The organism is Sphingomonas sp. PP-CE-3G-477, from assembly GCF_003050745.1.
GTDB lineage: Bacteria > Pseudomonadota > Alphaproteobacteria > Sphingomonadales > Sphingomonadaceae > Sphingomonas.
The window spans coordinates 170,107-187,431 of the sequence record NZ_QAOF01000007.1; the positions used below are offsets into that span (position 1 = coordinate 170,107).

15 protein-coding genes and 1 tRNA gene are annotated in these 17,325 nt (G+C 66.1%); 9 read left to right on the plus strand and 7 right to left on the minus strand.

Features of this window, described 5'->3' with window-relative positions; all coding sequences use genetic code 11:
• Positions 1-18: 18 nt before the first annotated feature.
• Positions 19-336 carry a 2Fe-2S iron-sulfur cluster-binding protein gene (locus tag C8J45_RS14520; RefSeq protein WP_107963842.1) on the plus strand — a complete coding sequence of 106 codons (318 nt, stop codon included), beginning with the start codon at positions 19-21 and terminating at the stop codon, positions 334-336.
• Between the two features lie 155 nt (positions 337-491).
• Here the strand turns inward: C8J45_RS14520 and rlmB are convergent, their stop codons facing one another.
• Positions 492-1,235, minus strand: coding sequence for a 23S rRNA (guanosine(2251)-2'-O)-methyltransferase RlmB (gene rlmB, locus C8J45_RS14525; protein ID WP_056055070.1), 744 nt, complete (start codon positions 1,233-1,235; stop codon positions 492-494).
• A 161-nt stretch (positions 1,236-1,396) separates the two neighbouring features.
• Here rlmB and C8J45_RS14530 point away from each other — a divergent pair.
• The 7 genes from C8J45_RS14530 (at position 1,397) to C8J45_RS14560 (ending at position 11,641) form a co-directional block, all read left to right on the plus strand.
• Positions 1,397-1,483, plus strand: a tRNA-Tyr gene (locus tag C8J45_RS14530).
• Positions 1,484-1,668: 185 nt separating this feature from the next.
• Entirely contained in the window at positions 1,669-4,065 is a 2,397-nt protein-coding gene (locus C8J45_RS14535) for a glycogen/starch/alpha-glucan phosphorylase (protein ID WP_219907390.1), read from the plus strand.
• A complete protein-coding gene (gene glgB, locus C8J45_RS14540) occupies positions 4,062-6,224 on the plus strand; it encodes a 1,4-alpha-glucan branching protein GlgB (protein ID WP_107963844.1) in 2,163 nt (720 codons plus the stop codon). The genes C8J45_RS14535 and glgB overlap by 4 nt, the downstream gene beginning before the upstream one ends.
• A gap of 89 nt (positions 6,225-6,313) precedes the next feature.
• Positions 6,314-7,573 (plus strand): glucose-1-phosphate adenylyltransferase, encoded by a 1,260-nt coding sequence (gene glgC, locus C8J45_RS14545; RefSeq protein WP_374956450.1) that lies wholly within the window; start codon positions 6,314-6,316, stop codon positions 7,571-7,573.
• A 151-nt stretch (positions 7,574-7,724) separates the two neighbouring features.
• Positions 7,725-9,170, plus strand: coding sequence for a glycogen synthase GlgA (gene glgA / locus C8J45_RS14550; protein ID WP_107963846.1), 1,446 nt, complete (start codon positions 7,725-7,727; stop codon positions 9,168-9,170).
• A complete protein-coding gene (locus C8J45_RS14555) occupies positions 9,167-10,786 on the plus strand; it encodes an alpha-D-glucose phosphate-specific phosphoglucomutase (protein WP_107963847.1) in 1,620 nt (539 codons plus the stop codon). Before glgA ends, C8J45_RS14555 begins: the two co-directional genes overlap by 4 nt.
• An 18-nt stretch (positions 10,787-10,804) precedes the next feature.
• A complete protein-coding gene (locus C8J45_RS14560; RefSeq protein WP_107963848.1) occupies positions 10,805-11,641 on the plus strand; it encodes a CoA ester lyase in 837 nt (278 codons plus the stop codon).
• 138 nt (positions 11,642-11,779) lie between these two features.
• Here C8J45_RS14560 and C8J45_RS14565 read toward each other — a convergent pair whose 3' ends face one another.
• From C8J45_RS14565 to C8J45_RS14585, 5 genes are all read right to left on the minus strand, one after another.
• Positions 11,780-12,070, minus strand: coding sequence for a plasmid stabilization protein (locus C8J45_RS14565; RefSeq protein WP_107963849.1), 291 nt, complete (start codon positions 12,068-12,070; stop codon positions 11,780-11,782).
• A 65-nt stretch (positions 12,071-12,135) separates the two neighbouring features.
• Complete coding sequence (locus C8J45_RS14570; protein WP_056061054.1) at positions 12,136-12,717, minus strand: ABC-type transport auxiliary lipoprotein family protein; 582 nt, start codon at positions 12,715-12,717, stop codon at positions 12,136-12,138.
• 8 nt (positions 12,718-12,725) lie between these two features.
• Positions 12,726-13,691, minus strand: a complete 966-nt coding sequence (locus tag C8J45_RS14575) for an MlaD family protein (protein WP_107963850.1) — start codon at positions 13,689-13,691, stop codon at positions 12,726-12,728.
• Positions 13,691-14,599 (minus strand): ABC transporter ATP-binding protein, encoded by a 909-nt coding sequence (locus tag C8J45_RS14580; protein ID WP_107963851.1) that lies wholly within the window; start codon positions 14,597-14,599, stop codon positions 13,691-13,693. Before C8J45_RS14580 ends, C8J45_RS14575 begins: the two co-directional genes overlap by 1 nt.
• Complete coding sequence (locus tag C8J45_RS14585) at positions 14,599-15,708, minus strand: ABC transporter permease (protein WP_107963852.1); 1,110 nt, start codon at positions 15,706-15,708, stop codon at positions 14,599-14,601. Before C8J45_RS14585 ends, C8J45_RS14580 begins: the two co-directional genes overlap by 1 nt.
• A gap of 62 nt (positions 15,709-15,770) precedes the next feature.
• Between C8J45_RS14585 and C8J45_RS14590 the strand changes: the two genes are divergently transcribed.
• On the plus strand, positions 15,771-16,475 hold the full coding sequence (locus tag C8J45_RS14590) for an HAD family phosphatase (protein ID WP_258191468.1): 705 nt from the start codon (positions 15,771-15,773) through the stop codon (positions 16,473-16,475).
• Positions 16,476-16,686: 211 nt separating this feature from the next.
• Here C8J45_RS14590 and C8J45_RS18945 read toward each other — a convergent pair whose 3' ends face one another.
• A complete protein-coding gene (locus C8J45_RS18945) occupies positions 16,687-16,914 on the minus strand; it encodes a hypothetical protein (protein ID WP_146168627.1) in 228 nt (75 codons plus the stop codon).
• Positions 16,915-17,325: the final 411 nt, after the last annotated feature.

The window sequence follows — 17,325 nt, forward strand, 5'->3', positions numbered from 1 at the left end:
AGTTTTTCGGAGAATGACATGCCCAAGCTTATCGTCGTGACGCGCGAAGGGGAAGAACGCGAGATCATCGGCGAGGCGGGCCTTTCGGTGATGGAAGTCATCCGCGACGCCGGGATCGACGAGATCCTGGCGCTGTGCGGCGGCTGCTGCTCATGCGCCACCTGCCACGTCCATGTCGACCCGGACTTTGCGGCCAAACTGAAGCCAATGGGGCCGGACGAGGATGATTTGCTCGATTCGACGAGTGATCGGGATGAGTTTTCACGCCTGTCGTGCCAGATCGAGCTGACTGATGGGCTCGATGGCCTGAAGGTAAAGATCGCAGCGGAAGATTAATTCCCTCGTCCCTCCGGGGAGAGGGAGGGAGGCGCGCTTGCGCCGGAAGGGAGAGGGGCGTTGGGATCCAAGTCCCGAGCCTCACTCCCCTCTCCCTTCCCACCGCAAGGGCGGCGGGCCCCTTCCCTCTCCCCGTAGGGGCGAGGGAGTTCAGGTCACCGCGTCGTTATCGCGTACAGCGCGATCGCCGCCGCGTTCGAGACGTTGAGGCTCTCCACCTTCTCAGAGATCGGCAGTTTCGCCAGCTCGTCGCAATGCTGCTCGGTATTCTGGCGCATGCCCTCGCCCTCGGCGCCGAGCACGATCGCGATCCGCTGCGTGCCCATCGCTTCCGACAGCGTCTGCGTCGCGTGGCCCGTCAGCCCGATCCGCCAGAACCCCGCCGCGGCAATCTCTTCCAGAGCGCGCGCCAGGTTCACGACCCGGATCCAAGGCACGCTCTCGAGCGCACCGGAAGCCGCCCGAGCGATCGTCCCCGATTCCGGCGGCGCATTGCGATCCGGCGTGATGATCCCCAGCGCATCGAACGCCGCCGCCGAGCGCAGAATCGCACCGACGTTATGCGGATCGGTCACGCCGTCGAGGATCACCAGCGGGCGGTTGTCGTCCTTGCCGTGCTCGAGCAGGTCGGCGAGCCACATGTCCTCGAGCGGCTCGACCTCGATCACCACGCCCTGGTGCGGCGCATCGCCCGGCACCAGCCGCGCCAGATCCATCGCCTCGGCATAGGTCACCGGCACGTCGGCCGGCAGGTCGAACCCGGCCAGCGCCTCGCGCGTGCCGAGGATCTTGCGCACCGTGCGCTCCGGATTGGCGAGCGCCGCCCCTACCGCGTGCTTGCCCCAGAAGCGGGGGCGGCCTGCCGGTGCCTTGCTCGGCCTGTGTCCCTTGCGTGCCATATTCGCTCTCTATCGTGTCTGTGTATGCCGCGTCCTTGTCGGCATTCCGCTCCCGCGGCAACTATGAACCACGAAACTTCGCAAAACCTGCGTTGACACGCCGAGCGCGCTTCGCCATTGAGCCGCCTCGCTTGAAAGAGCGGCGCTTGCAAAAGCGGCCTGGACAGGTGGCCGAGTGGTTAAAGGCAGCAGACTGTAAATCTGCCGGAGTTTCTCCTACGTAGGTTCGAACCCTACCCTGTCCACCACCGCCCCAGCGCGGTGATGGATCATCCCAAATTCAAAGCATTGATCGGCAACATTCTTTTCCTGCACGGGAAGGAAGTCCGCGTGACATCGGCTCGCGGACGGCTAGGATCTCCGCGACCGTAACGATTTCGGAAACCGCGTGACCTCAGATCCTGCCGTAAAGCCGCCCGTTCAAGCACCCGTCATCCAGGATCTGGCCGACTCGATCCTCGACACGCTGGTCCACCGCATCGGCAAGGATGCGCAGGCCGCCCGCCCCCACGACTGGCTGGCCGCGACGATCCTGACCGTCCGCAACGACATCGTCGAACGCTGGATGGCCTCGACCAAGGCAGCGCACGCAGCCGGCGCCAAGCGCGTCTATTATCTCAGCCTCGAATTCCTGATCGGCCGGCTGCTGCGCGACGCGGTGACCAACCTCCAGCGTAACGACGAGGTCACACAGGCCCTGAAGCTCCACGGCGTGGACCTTGCCGACCTCGAAGAGATCGAGCCCGACGCGGCGCTCGGCAATGGCGGCCTCGGCCGGCTCGCCGCCTGCTTCATGGAGAGCATGGCGAGCCTCGCGCTGCCCGCGTACGGCTACGGCATCCGCTACGTGAACGGCATGTTCCGCCAGAGGATCGACGATGGCTGGCAGGTCGAGATGCCGGAGAACTGGCTCGCCCACGGCAATCCCTGGGAGTTCGAACGCCGCGAGAGCGCCTATTTCGTCGGCTTCGGCGGCGAAGTGACGGCCGCAGACAACGGCCAGGTCCACTGGAGTCCGTCCGAGGCGGTCGAGGCCACCGCCGTCGACACCCCCGTCGTCGGTTGGCGCGGCAAGCACGTCAACACGCTCCGCCTGTGGACCGCCCGCGCGTTCGATCCGATCAAGCTCGACCGATTCAACGCCGGCGATTTCACCGGTGCGCTCGCCGACCAGTTGCGCGCGGAAACGCTGACGCGCGTTCTCTACCCTAACGACTCCACCGCCGCCGGCCAGGAACTCCGCCTGCGCCAGGAGTATTTCTTCTCGTCCGCGTCGATCCAGGACATCGTCCGCCGCCACATCCAGTATTTCGGCGACATCCGCACGCTGCCCGACAAGGCCGCGATCCAGCTCAACGACACGCACCCCGCGGTGTCGGTCGCCGAACTCATGCGGCTGCTGATCGATCACCACGAATTCGCGTTCGACGAGGCGTGGAAGATCACGCGCGCCACCTTCGGCTATACCAACCACACGCTGCTGCCCGAGGCGCTGGAGAGCTGGCCGCTGCCGCTGTTCGAACGGCTGCTCCCGCGGCACATGCAGATCGTCTACGCGATCAACGCCAAGCTGCTGCGTGAGGCGCGCGGTACCGAGGGGATCGACGACCGCGCGATCGCCGCGATCAGCCTGATCGACGAGGGCGGAGAGCGGCGCGTGCGGATGGCGAACCTCGCCTTTGCCGGCTCGCACAGCGTCAACGGCGTCGCCGCGCTGCATACGCAGCTGATGAAGAAGACGGTCTTCGCCGATCTCCACAAGCTGTATCCGACGCGGATCAACAACAAGACGAATGGCATCACGCCGCGTCGCTGGCTCCAGCAATGCAATCCCGGCCTGACCGCGCTGATCCGCGATGCGATCGGCGACGGCTTCCTCGACGACGCCGAAAAGCTCGTCGATCTGGATGTTTTCGCGGACGATTCCGGTTTCAGGGAGCGCTTTTCGAGCGTGAAGCGTTCGAACAAGGTGGCACTGGCAAATCACATCAAGGAGACGATGGGGCTCCGCGTCGACCCCGACGCGATGTTCGACGTCCAGATCAAGCGCATCCACGAATATAAGCGCCAGTTGCTCAACATCATCGAGACGGTCGCACTCTACGACCAGATCCGCAGCCATCCCGAGCGAGACTGGACGCCCCGCGTGAAGCTGTTCGCGGGCAAGGCTGCGTCGAGCTATCACAATGCGAAGCTCGTCATCAAACTGGCGAACGATGTCGCCCGCCGGATCAATGCCGACCCTTCCGTGGGTGGCCTCCTCAAGGTCGCGTTCCTGCCCAACTACAACGTGTCGCTGGCGGAGAAGATCATCCCCGCCGCCGATCTCAGCGAACAGATCTCGACCGCCGGCCTCGAGGCATCGGGCACCGGCAACATGAAGTTCGCGATGAACGGCGCGTTGACGATCGGCACGCTCGATGGCGCGAATATCGAGATCAAAGACCGCGTCGGCGACGACAACATCTTCATCTTCGGCATGACCGCGGACGAGGTCGAGGCGAAGCGCGCCAATGGATACGATCCGCGCAGCGTCATCGACGGCTCGAACGAACTGCGCCAGGCGGTCTCCGCGATCGCGTCCGGCGTGTTCTCGCCCGACGACAAGACGCGCTACACCGGCTTGATGGGCGGGCTGTACGACGGCGACTGGTTCATGCTCGCCGCCGATTTCGACAGCTATGCGACTGCACAGCGCGCGGTCGACACGCGCTGGAACGACCGCGACGCCTGGGTCGCCTCAACCGTCCGCAACGTCGCGCGCGTCGGCTGGTTCTCGTCCGATCGCACGATCCGCGAATACGCGCGCGAGATCTGGACGGTGATGTGAAGCCACCCGAAGGCGCCATCGTTGCCCTGCTGGAAGGGCGTCACGACGATCCGTTCTCGCTGCTCGGCGTCCACAGCGGCCCGACCGGCGTGTTCGCCCGCGTCTGGCTGCCAGGCGCGGACACGGCAGAGGCGCATGCACTCGACGGCACCGCGCTCGGCACCCTCCCCCGCATCGACGATCGCGGCCTGTTCGAGGGTCCGATCGAGGGCACGCAACAGCCGGTAAAATACCATGCCGAGGCGGGCGACACGTCGTGGTGGGTCACCGACCCCTACAGCTTTGGCCCCGTGCTAGGCCCGATCGACGATCTGCTGATGGCGGAGGGAACGCACCGCCGCCTCCACGACAAGATGGGCGCGCACCTGATCGAGCACGAAGGCGCGCACGGCGTCCACTTCGCGCTCTGGGCCCCCAATGCGCAGCGCGTGTCCGTGGTCGGCGACTTCAACGACTGGGACGGCCGCCGCCACGCGATGCGCAAGCGCGGCGACGTCGGCGTATGGGAGATCTTCATCCCCGACATCGCCGAATACCGCGCGTACAAGTTCGAGATCGTCGGCCCCGACGGCCAGCTACAACCGCTCAAGGCCGATCCGTTCGCGTTCGCGGCCGAACTCCGCCCGGCCAACGCCTCGATCACGCGGAAACTCGCGCACGACTGGGCCGACACCGATCACCGCAAGCATTGGGCGTCGGTCGATCCGCGTCGCGTGCCGATCAGCATCTACGAAGTCCACGCGGGATCATGGGACCGCGATGCCGACGGCTGGTTCCTGACCTGGGACGCGCTCGCCGATCGCCTGATCCCCTACGTGGTCGAGATGGGCTTCACGCACATCGAATTCCTGCCGATCAGCGAACACCCGTACGACCCGAGTTGGGGCTACCAGACCACCGGCCTCTACGCGCCATCCGCGCGCTTCGGCGACGTCGATGGCTTCGCGCGGTTCGTCGATGGCGCGCATCTCGCCGGGATCGGCGTGCTGCTCGACTGGGTCCCCGCGCATTTCCCGACCGACGCGTTCGGGCTGGCGAAGTTCGACGGCACCGCGCTGTACGAACACGAGGATCCGCGGCTCGGCTTCCACCCCGACTGGAACACCGCGATCTACAATTTCGGGCGGCGCGAAGTCGCGTCGTTCCTCGTCAACAACGCGCTGTTCTGGGCCGAGCGCTATCACATCGACGGCCTGCGCGTGGATGCGGTCGCGTCGATGCTGTACCGCGACTACTCGCGCAAGAGCGGCGAATGGATCCCCAACGCAGACGGCGGCCGCGAGAATTGGGAAGCCGTCGCGTTCCTCCGCGACATGAACCGCGAGATCTACGGCCAGCACCCCGGCGTCTTCACGATCGCCGAGGAATCGACCTCGTGGCCGGGTGTTTCCGCGCCGGTGAGCGAGGACGGCAAGAGCGGCGGACTCGGGTTCGGGTTCAAGTGGAACATGGGCTTCATGCACGACACGCTCCAGTACATGGCGCGCGATCCGCTGCACCGGAAGCACCACCACGGCGAGATCAATTTCGGTCTCGTCTATGCGTTCAGCGAGAATTTCGTCCTGCCCCTGAGCCATGACGAGGTCGTCCACGGCAAGGGCTCGCTGCTGACCAAGATGCCCGGCGACGACTGGCAGCAATTCGCCAACCTGCGCGCCTATTACGCGTTCATGTGGGGCTATCCGGGCAAGAAACTGCTCTTCATGGGCCAGGAGTTCGCGCAGCGTCGCGAATGGTCGGAAGCGCGCGCGCTCGACTGGGACCTGCGCAACGCGCGCAGCCACGAAGGCATCCGCAACCTGGTCCGCGACCTCAACACTGTCTACCGCGAGAAGCCGGCGTTGCACGCCCGCGACTGTGAGGCGGAAGGCTTCGAATGGCTGGTCGCCGACGACGCCGCCAATTCGGTGTTCGCGTGGTTGCGCAAGGCCCCCGGCGCGAAGCCGGTCGCGATCGTCGCCAACATGACGCCGATCGCCCGCGCGCCCTACCGCGTGCCGCTGCCGCACGACGGCCGCTGGTGCGAGATCATCAACAGCGACGCGCACGATTATTGGGGCAGCGGCCTCGGCAATCTCGGTGGCGTTGTCGCGAAGGACGGCGCGGCTTGGGTCACGCTGCCCCCGCTCGCGACGATCATGCTCGAATACGAAGGCTGATCGAGTTCGAAGACCGATCCGGCGCAACGACGGAACAAGCCCGGGGTAACAGGGCGTTATACAACCGAATTTAGGGAGAGACTGACATGGTGGAACGGCGGGGACAGCCATTGGCGCGCGACGCGATGGCGTATGTGCTGGCCGGCGGCCGCGGCAGTCGCCTGATGGAGCTGACCGATACGCGCGCGAAACCCGCAGTGTATTTCGGCGGCAAGGCCCGCATCATCGACTTCGCGCTGTCCAACGCGATCAACTCGGGCATCCGCCGGATCGGCGTCGCGACGCAGTACAAGGCGCATTCGCTGATCCGCCATCTCCAGAGCGGCTGGAATTTCCTGCGCTCGGAACGGAACGAGAGCTTCGACATCCTGCCCGCGTCGCAGCGGATCAGCGAGTTCCAATGGTACGAGGGGACCGCCGACGCCGTGTACCAGAACATCGACATCATCGAGAGCCACGCGCCCGAATACATGGTCATCCTGGCCGGCGACCACATCTACAAGATGGATTACGAGCTGATCCTGCAACAGCATTGCGAGACCGGCGCGGACGTCACCATCGCCTGCCTCGAAGTGCCGCGGATGGAAGCGGTCGGCTTCGGCGTGATGGCCGTGGACGAGCACGACAACGTCACCGCGTTCGTCGAGAAACCCGCCGATCCGCCCGCGATCCCCGGCAACCCGGACATCGCGCTGGCATCGATGGGGATCTATGTCTTCCACACCAAGCTGCTGTTCGACGAACTGCGCCGCGATGCCGAGACGCCCGGTTCGTCGCGTGATTTTGGCAAGGACATCATCCCGTACCTCGTCAAGCACGGCAAGGCGGTCGCCCACCGCTTCTCCGACAGCTGCGTCCGCTCGGGCAGCGAAGTCGACGCCTATTGGCGCGACGTCGGCACGGTGGATGCGTATTGGGAGGCGAACATCGACCTCACCGACGTCGTGCCCAAGCTCGACCTCTACGACCGCAGCTGGCCGCTCTGGACCTATTCCGAGGTCACGCCACCCGCGAAGTTCGTCCACGCCGACGACGGCCGTCGCGGCGAGGCGGTATCGAGCCTCGTCTCGGGCGATTGCATCATCTCCGGCTCATCGATCCACCGCAGCCTGATCTTCACCGGCACGCGAGCGCACAGCTACTCGATGCTGGATCAAGCGGTGATCCTCCCGCACTGCGTGATCGGCCGCGGCGCGCGGTTGTCGAAGGTGGTCGTCGATCGCGGCGTGGAGATTCCCGACGGCCTAGTGGTTGGAGAGGATGCGGAGCTCGACGCGCAACGCTTCCGCCGCACCGACAGTGGCGTGACGCTAGTGACCAAATCCATGATCGACCGGCTCACCGCGTGAAGCGGCCTACTGCAAATCCTCCCCGGCACGGGGAGGGGGACCATGCATCGCATGGTGGAGGGGGGCTTCCACAAGCGGTACGGTGGCGGCGAGCCACCTCCACCATTCGCCAGTGGCGAACGGTCCCCCTCCCCGTGCCGGGGAGGATTTGATGCGCGTCCTCTCCGTAGCTTCCGAAGCTTACCCGCTCATAAAAACCGGCGGTCTGGCAGACGTCGTGGGCGCGCTCCCAACCGCGCTGGCCCCGCACAACGTAGCGCTGACCACCTTCCTCCCCGGCTACCCAGCGCTAGCCGCCGTCACCAAGCGCGCGAAAGTCGTCCACCGCTACACCAACCTGCTCGGCACCGAAGCCCGTATCCTCAAGACGAAGATCGGCGACCACACGCTGCTGGTCCTCGACGCCCCCGCGTTGTTCACACGAGGCGGCGGCCCCTACGGCGACGCGACCGGCGCAGACTGGTCCGACAACTGGCGTCGCTTCGCCGCGTTCAGTCGCGCCGCCGCCGATCTCGCCTCGGGCACGGTCCCCGGTTACGATTTCGAAATCCTCCACGCGCACGACTGGCAGGCGGCGATGGCCCCCGCCTATCTCCGCTACGCCCCCGGCCCCGCCAAACCCGCCAGGACGGTCGTCACGATCCACAACATCGCATTCCAGGGGCGCTACGGACACGACATCTTCGCGGACCTCGCACTCCCCGACGAAGCCTTCGCGCTCGACGGCGTCGAATATTACGGCGGCGTCGGCTTCCTCAAGGCCGGCCTAGAAGCCGCTGATGCGATCACCACCGTCAGCCCGACCTACGCCTCCGAGATCCGCCGCGGTGAGTTCGGCATGGGTCTCGAAGGCCTGATCAACGACCGCGCCGGCCGCGTCACCGGGATCGTCAACGGCATCGACCCCGCCGTCTGGAACCCGGAAACCGACGCGTCCCTCCCCGCTCGCTACACCGCGCGTACGCTCGCCCGCCGCCGCACCAATAAGCGCGCGATCGAAACCCTGTTCGGCCTCGAAGCCGGCGACGGCCCGATCTTCACCGTCATCAGCCGCCTGACTTGGCAGAAGGGAATGGACGTCCTCGCCGGCGCGCTCGACGAACTCGTCGCGCTTGGCGGCCGTCTTGCGTTGCTCGGCTCGGGCGACACCGCCCTGGAACTCGCCTTCCTCGCCGCCGCAGAACGCCACCCCGGCAGGATCGGCGTCCGCATCGGCTATGACGAACCCGTCTCGCACCTGCTTCAAGGCGGCGCCGACGCGATCCTGATCCCGTCGCGGTTCGAACCGTGCGGCCTGACCCAACTCTACGGCTTGGCTTACGGCTGCATCCCCGTCGTCGCGCGCACCGGTGGGCTCGCCGACACCGTGATCGACGCCAACGAAGCCGCGATCGCCGCGGGCGTCGCCACCGGCGTCCAGCACGACGGCGTCACGCCCGAAGCGCTCAGCCATGCGTTGCGCCGAGCGATGGCCCTCTATGCACGCCCCGATCGCTGGTCCATGTTGCAGCGCAACGCGATGCGCGCGGACTTCTCTTGGGACGAGAGCGGTCGCCGCTACGCAGACCTTTACGCAAGCCTGACGGGGACCGCATGATCCGCACCGTATCGACCACGCCTTACACCGATCAGAAGCCCGGCACGTCGGGCCTGCGCAAGAAGGCGAAGGTCTTCCAGCAGCCGAACTACGCCGAGAATTTCGTCCAGAGCGTGTTCGACGTCGTCGCGGACAAGGCCGGCGCGACGCTGGTGATCGGTGGCGATGGCCGCTTCCTCAACCGCGAAGTGATCCAGGTCGCAATCCGCATGGCGGCGGCGAACGGCTTCGGTCGCGTGATCGTCGGCCGCGGCGGCATCCTCTCCACCCCCGCCGCCAGCCACATGATCCGCAAGCATGGCGCGATCGGCGGCCTCGTTCTCTCGGCAAGCCACAACCCCGGCGGTCCCGACGAGGATTTCGGGATCAAGTACAACATCGCCAACGGCGGCCCCGCCCCTGAGTCCGTCACCGACGCGATCAACGCACGCACGCTCGAGATCGACCGCTGGCTGACCGTCGACGCCGACGACATCGACCTCGACACCGACGGCGAAGTCACGGTCGGCGATATGCCGGTCGAGGTCGTCGACCCGGTCGAGGACTACGCCGCGCTCATGGAGACGCTGTTCGACTTCGACGCGATCCGGGCGGCGAAACTGACGATGGCGTTCGACGCGATGAGCGCGGTCACCGGGCCGTACGCCACCGAGATCCTCGAACGCCGCCTCGGCTTCGCGCCCGGCACCGTCCGCAACGGCGAGCCGCTCCCCGATTTCGGCGGCCATCACCCCGACCCCAATCTCGTCCACGCGCACGCATTGTACGAGACGATGATGGCCCCCGACGCACCCGATTTCGGCGCAGCATCGGACGGCGACGGCGACCGCAACCTGATCATCGGCAAGCACCGCTTCGTCACCCCCTCGGACAGCCTCGCGATGCTGGCCGCCAATGCGCACCTCGCGCCCGGTTACGCAGGCGGTCTCAAGGGTATCGCCCGCTCGATGCCGACCAGCGCCGCCGCCGACCGCGTGGCCGAAGCGCTCGGCATCCCCGCCTACGAGACCCCGACCGGCTGGAAGTTCTTCGGCAATCTGCTCGACGCCGACATGGCGACGATCTGCGGCGAGGAAAGCGCGGGCACCGGCTCCGACCATGTCCGCGAGAAGGACGGCCTGTGGGCGGTGCTCCTGTGGCTCAATATCCTCGCGGTCCGCGGCGAAAGCGTCGACACGATCGCCCGCGATCACTGGGCGAAGTTCGGCCGCAACTATTACGCCCGCCACGACTACGAAGGCGTCGAAACCCCGCGCGCCGACGCGTTGATGGCGGCGTTGCGCGCCAGCCTCGCCACCCTCCCCGGCCAGCAATTCGGCGACCTCACCGTCGAGACGGCGGACGAGTTCGCCTATACCGACCCAACCGATGGCTCGATCAGTCGCAACCAGGGCGTCCGCATCCTGTTCGAGGGCGGCAGCCGAGTCGTGTTCCGCCTGTCAGGCACCGGCACCACCGGCGCGACGCTGCGCGTGTACCTCGAACGCTACGAGCCCGTCGGCGGCAACCTCGACCGCGACACCGGCGAGATGCTCGCCAGCATCGTCACCGCGGCAGAGTCGATCGCCGCAATCGCCCAACACACCGGCCGCACCGCGCCCGACGTCGTCACCTGATCCGCAACGGCCGATAGCATGACGACCAGACGCCGCCGCAGCGCGCTCTACATGCCCGCCTCGAACGCCCGCGCCATCGCCAAGGCGCGGACGCTCGCGTGCGACGTCGTCATCCTCGACCTGGAGGACGCCGTCGCCCCCGACGAAAAGGCCGCAGCACGGGACCGCGTGATCGAGGCGGTCCGCGAAGGCAACTTCGGCGAGCGCGAACTGGTGATCAGGGTCAACGGCCTCGACACCCCCTGGTATGCCAACGACATCGCCGCGCTCCGCGCAAGCGGCGTCGACGCGGTGCTCGTCCCCAAGGTCTCGTCGGTCGCCGACCTGCTCACAGTCCGCGCATCGCTAGGCGAGGACGGCCCCCCGATCTGGGCAATGATCGAGACCTGCGCCGCGATCCTCGCTCTCCCCGCCCTCTCTGCAGCAGCAGCCGAAACGCGCCTCACCGCACTGGTCGCCGGCACCAACGATCTCGCCAAGGAGATGCGCTGCCGGCTCGGCGCCGATCGCATGCCACTGATCCCTGCTCTCACCGCAACGATCATGGCCGCCCGCGCTGCCGGGATCGTCGCGCTGGACGGCGTCTGCAACGCCCTCGACGACCCGCCCCGCTTCACCGCCGAGTGCGCGCAAGGCGCTATGCTGGGGTTCGACGGCAAGACGCTGATCCACCCGTCCCAGATTGATGCGGCTAACGCCGGTTTTGGCCCCAGCGAGGAGGAGTTGGCATGGGCGCGCAAGGTCGTGGCGGCGTTCGCGCAACCGGAGAATGCCGACAAGGGCGCCATCCGGTTAGACGGCCAGATGGTGGAACGTTTGCACCTTGCCGAGGCGGAAGCCATGCTCGCACGCTGAAGCGCTAAAAAGCACGTACCCAAATACCGTCCGTCATCCTGACGAAAGTCAGGATCCAGAACCATGAAGCGCACCACAAGTAACTCTGGATCCTGACTTTCGTCAGGATGACAGATGCGTCGATGACGCCCTCCGGCTTTACCCCGCGTTCTTCCGCCGGGTCTCCCAACCCTTCTTCGCAGCCGCAGACTTCGCCGCGGCGCTACGCCCAGCAGCCTGCTTACCGCCCTCCCGCGAAGACGCGTGCGTATCGGGCTTGCCGCGACCGGAGCCTGACAGATTGCCCCCGCCAGAATCCTTGTTCACCGCAGCCCAGGCCCGCGCCTCGGCTTCCTTCTCGGGAACGCCGCGCTCTTCATAGCCGTCCGCGATATGCGCTGCCTTGCGCTTCTGCTTATCGGTATATGCGCTCTTGTCGCCCTGTGGCATCGTCGCTCTCCTCGTCAGAGAGCGTCAACGCTCAGGTCGACGCCGCGTTCAGAACGAAGGGGCGTTCACCGACCAATCCAGTCCGCCACCTGCGTCGCGACTTGGTTCGCCGCCTGGTTGATCCCCGCCGCAGCCGAAGGCGCATCGATCGCCGAGACCGGCACGCGTGCTTCGAAGCGATGCTTCTCGACCGTCGTCTTGCCGACGCGGGTCAGCGACGCATCGAACGTCACGACCGCCTCGCGCGTCGTCGCATCGAGACCGAACGACCGCAGCTCGCCACCGAGCAATCCGCCGGGATCGCCGACCGACTGCGCCGTCGACAGCACCACCAGCCCGGTGCGCGCCGCAACCGTATCCGACACTAGCCGCGAGAACAGCCGCGCCGGGGGCTCGGCCCACTGCGCGTCGGTCACGTACGCGATCGAGGTCGGCGTCGCCTGCACCGGCACGCGCGCGGTCGCGAGCGACTGCGGCACGACCGGGACCTGGATCGTGATCGACTTCGCGGTCGCCGAATCCTGGTTCTGGCCGACCGGCACCGACGATGCACTCGTCAGCGTCAACAGCGTGGGGGGCGGTTTCGCGCCGAAGCTGATGCACCCGGCGAGTGGCAGCATCGCGATCAGGATGAGCGGTGTCTTCATGGCGTGCCTCACTTACCCTTGTAATCCGGGAGCTTCTGTTGCCCGATCAGCGAACTCGCACCCTGCTGGTCGACCTTCTCGGCGACCGACGACAGCGCCGCAGCGGTCGTGCGGAGGTCGCGGACCAGACGGTTGGCCTCGGGGATCGTCGTCTTGGAGAAGGCCTGCAACCCCGGCCGCGCGTCGCCGATCGCCGAATTCAGCGTTTCGGCGCTCTGCTGCGCGGAGACGATCGCCTTGTTCAGGTTCGCCATCGCCGGCTTCACGTCCTCGGACAGGACGCCGTTGGTGGTCTTGGCAAGCACGCCGAACTGCTGCGCGGCATCGCCAGCCTGCTGGATCGCAACCCGCGTCTGCGCAAGCGTCGCGGCGATCTCAGGCCCGCGATCGGCGAGCGCATCGGTCAGGCGGTTGGTGTTCTCGAGGATGCCCGCGATCGATGCCTGGTTCCGGTCGGTCAGCAAGCCGGTCAGGCGCTCGGTCAGCGTCGACAGACGCTCCAGCAGCTGCGGTGCGGAGTTCAGGATCGCGCCCAGGCCGCCGATCTTGGTGGGGATCACCGGCACGCCGTACGGGCATTCGGTCGGCGTCTTTATTTCAGGGCAACCAATCACCGGCGCGCCCTTGCGCGCGCCGTCGAGCGAGATCTGACTGACCCCCGTGAAGCCGACGCCCGAGATCGACGCGGTCGTGCCCTGCAGCACCGGCGTCTCGTCCTTGACGCTGATCCGGACGCGGACGAACTGGGGATCGTTCTTCCACAGCGAGATCGACTTCACCTGTCCCGACGGCACGCCCGAGAACACCACGGCGGAGCCGGGCGCAAGTCCGTCAACCGACTGGCGAAAGAAGATGTCGTATGCCTTCTCTTCCTTGCCGCCGATCCGCGCGATCCACACGGTGAACAGCGCCAGCAGGGCCAGCAGGATCAGCACGACGGCGCCGACTAGGACGTGGTTCGAACGGGTTTCCATCAGCGCGTCCTTGCTTCTTTCTCGGCGTATGTCGCGTCGGCGTCGTCCGGCGCGGACTGCTTGGACTGGACTTCGGTAGGATGTCGGGCTGCTTCTTCGTCGGCGCGCTCATGCGCCTCCTGAGTCGCGACCGCGGCACGGCCGCGTGGCCCCTTGAAATATTCTTCGATCCACGGGTGATCGAGCGCGATCAGTTCGTCGATCGTCCCGACCGCGATGACCTTCTTGTCGGCCAGCACCGCGACCCGGTCGCAGATCGCATACAGCGTATCGAGGTCGTGGGTGATCAGAAACACCGTCAGCCCCAGCGTCTTCTGCAACGACTGGATCAGGCCATCGAACGCGGCCGCACCGATCGGGTCGAGCCCGGCGGTCGGCTCGTCGAGGAACAGCAATTCGGGATCGAGCGCGAGCGCACGGGCAAGACCGGCGCGCTTCTTCATGCCACCCGACAGCTCGGCGGGAAACTTGTTCGCGGCGTCGGCGGGCAGGCCCGTCATCACCACCTTGTACGATGCGATTTCCGCGAGCAGCGCCGGCGACAGGTCCGGATAGAATTCGCGCAACGGCACTTCGACGTTCTCGGCCACCGTCAGCGTCGAGAACAGCGCACCACCCTGGAACAGCACGCCCCAGCGCTTGCGGATCTCGGTCGCCTCGGTTTCCTCGCGCCCGATATTGGGTTCGCCGAACACCGTGATCTCACCCGCGACCGGCGTTTGCAGCCCGATGATCGAGCGCATCAGCACCGACTTGCCGGTACCCGACCCGCCGACCACGCCGAGGATCTCGCCGCGCCGCACGTCGAGGTCGAGCCCCTCGTGCACCACCGAATCGCCGAACGCGTTCTTCAGCCCCTTCACGGAGATGATGAAATCGTCGGTCTTGTTGTCCGTCTTGCGGGGCATCAGTCCCAACCCAACCAGGTGAAGAACACCGCGAAGAACGCGTCGAGCACGATCACCAGGAAGATCCCCTGGACGACCGCCGAGGTGGTGCGGAGCCCGACCTGCTCGGCGTCCGACTCGACCTGCATCCCCTGGAAACAGCCCGCGATCGCGATGATCGCGCCGAACACCGGTGCCTTGATCAGCGAGATATAGAGATCGGTGATCGGCACGACTTCGCGGATGCGCGCGATGAACGTCACCGGCGGAATCCCGAGCTGGACCCAGCACAACAGCCCACCGCCGATGATCGCGATGATCGACGCATAGAAACCGAGCAGCGGCATCATCACGATCGCGGCGAGCACGCGGGGCAGCACCAGCGCCTCCATCGGCGACACGCCGATCGTGCGCATCGCATCGATCTCTTCGGTGAGCTTCATCGTGCCCAACTGCGCCGCGAACGCCGAACCCGAGCGGCCGGCGACCATGATCGCGGTCATCAGCAGGCCGAGTTCGCGGATCGTCAGGCGACCGACGAGATTGATCGTGAAGACCTCCGCGCCGAACTGCCGCAGCTGGACCGCACCCTGTTGCGCGATGACCATACCGATCAGGAAGCTCATCAGCCCGACGATGCCGAGCGCGGCGACGCCGACGACCTCGAACCGCTGGACCACGGCGTTGAACCGGAAGCGGCGCGGGTGGCGGATGACGCTGCCGAATGCGATCGTCGTCGCGCCGAGAAACCCGAGCAGGCCGAGCATCGTCTTGCCCGACAGCACGACCGCGTCGCCGATCTCGCCGACCACGCGGGAGACCGCGCCGACCTTCGCAGGCCTGGCGGCAACCGGCTGGTCGGAGGCGACGACCTGGTCGAACAACGCCTGGTCGTTCTCGTCGAGCCCATCGATCGTCGCATCGTTGCGCGCCGCGAACCGGTGAACGACCCACGCGCCGATCGTGTCGATCCGGTCGACGCCGCTGAGGTCGACATGCTTCACCGAAGCCGCGTCGATCGCCTCGAGCCGATCGGGCAGATTGCCGATCTTTGCGAGCGACAGATCGCCGGTAAAGCGAAGCGTGCCGGTATCGGCACCGTCCTGCTGGAAATCGGCCATCGCGCTCATCGGGGGCACCTTTGCGGCAAAGTGACTGGATCGGCAAGACGAATGCGGCGTAAGCGACGACGATGATCGAAAAGCCTTCCGCCCCCCCGTCCGTCCGTCTCGCGATCTACGACATGGACAAGACGATCACGCACGCGCCGACCTGGACGCCGTTCCTGCTCCACACCGCGAAGAAAGGCGGCGCACCGTGGCGACTGGCGCTCGTCCCGTTCGCCGGAGTCGCCGCACTCGGCTATGTCGGCAAGCTGATCAGCCGCGGCCGGCTCAAATACCTCATGCAGCGGATGATGCTCGGCAAGCGCATGACCCCCGCCGAAGAACGCCGAGCCGCCGAAGCCTTTGCCGACCGCGTCATGCGCGACGGCGTCTTCACCAGCGCCCGCGCCCAGATCGAGGCCGACCGCGCCGCCGGCTACCGGCTGGTCATGGCGACCGCATCGTACCGGTTCTACGTCGAGGCCATCGCGCGGCGACTGGGATTCGACGCGGTGATCGGCACCGAGAGCCTGCGCGACCGCGACGGCGTCCTGCTCGCCGGCATCGAAGGCGAGAATTGCTACGGCCCCGCCAAACTGCGGATGATCCAGACCTGGATGAAACGCGAAGGGATCGCGCGAGATACCGCGCACGTCCGCTTCTATTCCGACCATGTTTCGGACGCCCCGACCTTTGAATGGGCCGACGAATCCTTCGCGGTGAACGCGCATGGGCCGCTGCGGTTGTTGGCGAAGGCCAAGGGTTGGGCAATGCCGGATTGGGAGCGGTAGCTTCTGTGCGCGACCAGTGACCGATGCCGGAACCTACTAATAACTATCGCCCAATAGCAGTCATCCAATGCGTTAATCGACGTTCCCGAAACTGGCCCCTCATTCAGGTGCTAAGTTGCGGGTGAACCCTGACACGGTTGGCGTAGCCGGCTCCGCAAGGGCGTTCGTTTGACGGGTTCGAGTCCCGTCCATGGAGAAAGGCGCGGAGTCCTTAAAAGGCATCGCCGTCCCCTTCGTTCTTTTCCTTCAAGGTTCGCGTCTCTTCGGCGTCGCGGGTCATTACGAATATCACGGGGGTAAAGAAGGCGTAGATCGCATAGAGCGGCCAGAACGCGCCCCAATGACGAAGCGGAATACCTTGAGAGGCGAAGTACGCCACGAGGGGAACGATCGGCGTAAGGCAGCTAATAAGGCCCGTGATGTTGGCGCGTGATGACATTCTGCATCCCCCGCTTCGCGCCGTAGCCAGCAGCGGTTAAGGACGGTTCAAGCGCCGTCTCTCGGGCCGGGAACTTACGCCATCGGCCGCAGTTCGCCTTCACAGGCCCCAACCGCACCGCAGGCGCCGCGGAAACCCACTGTCCATTTGGGTCCGATGCAACCCCGCCGGCTTCATCCAAGCCCGACCGAAAGCCGCTGAGGTCGACGGGGCGGCGTCTCCCGATCGGGTTCTGAGGGCACTACGGGTCCCATTCGGTGACATTCAGGAACGGCTGGTTTCCTCGGTGGGTTCAACGGGTGGCTGCAACACGCTGGGCGAACATTTCAGCCGGTGTCTGATACATCAAGGTCTTTCTGGGGCGCTCGTTGAGCTGGCGAGCGATGGCGCTGAGTTTGGCCTGGCTGTGGA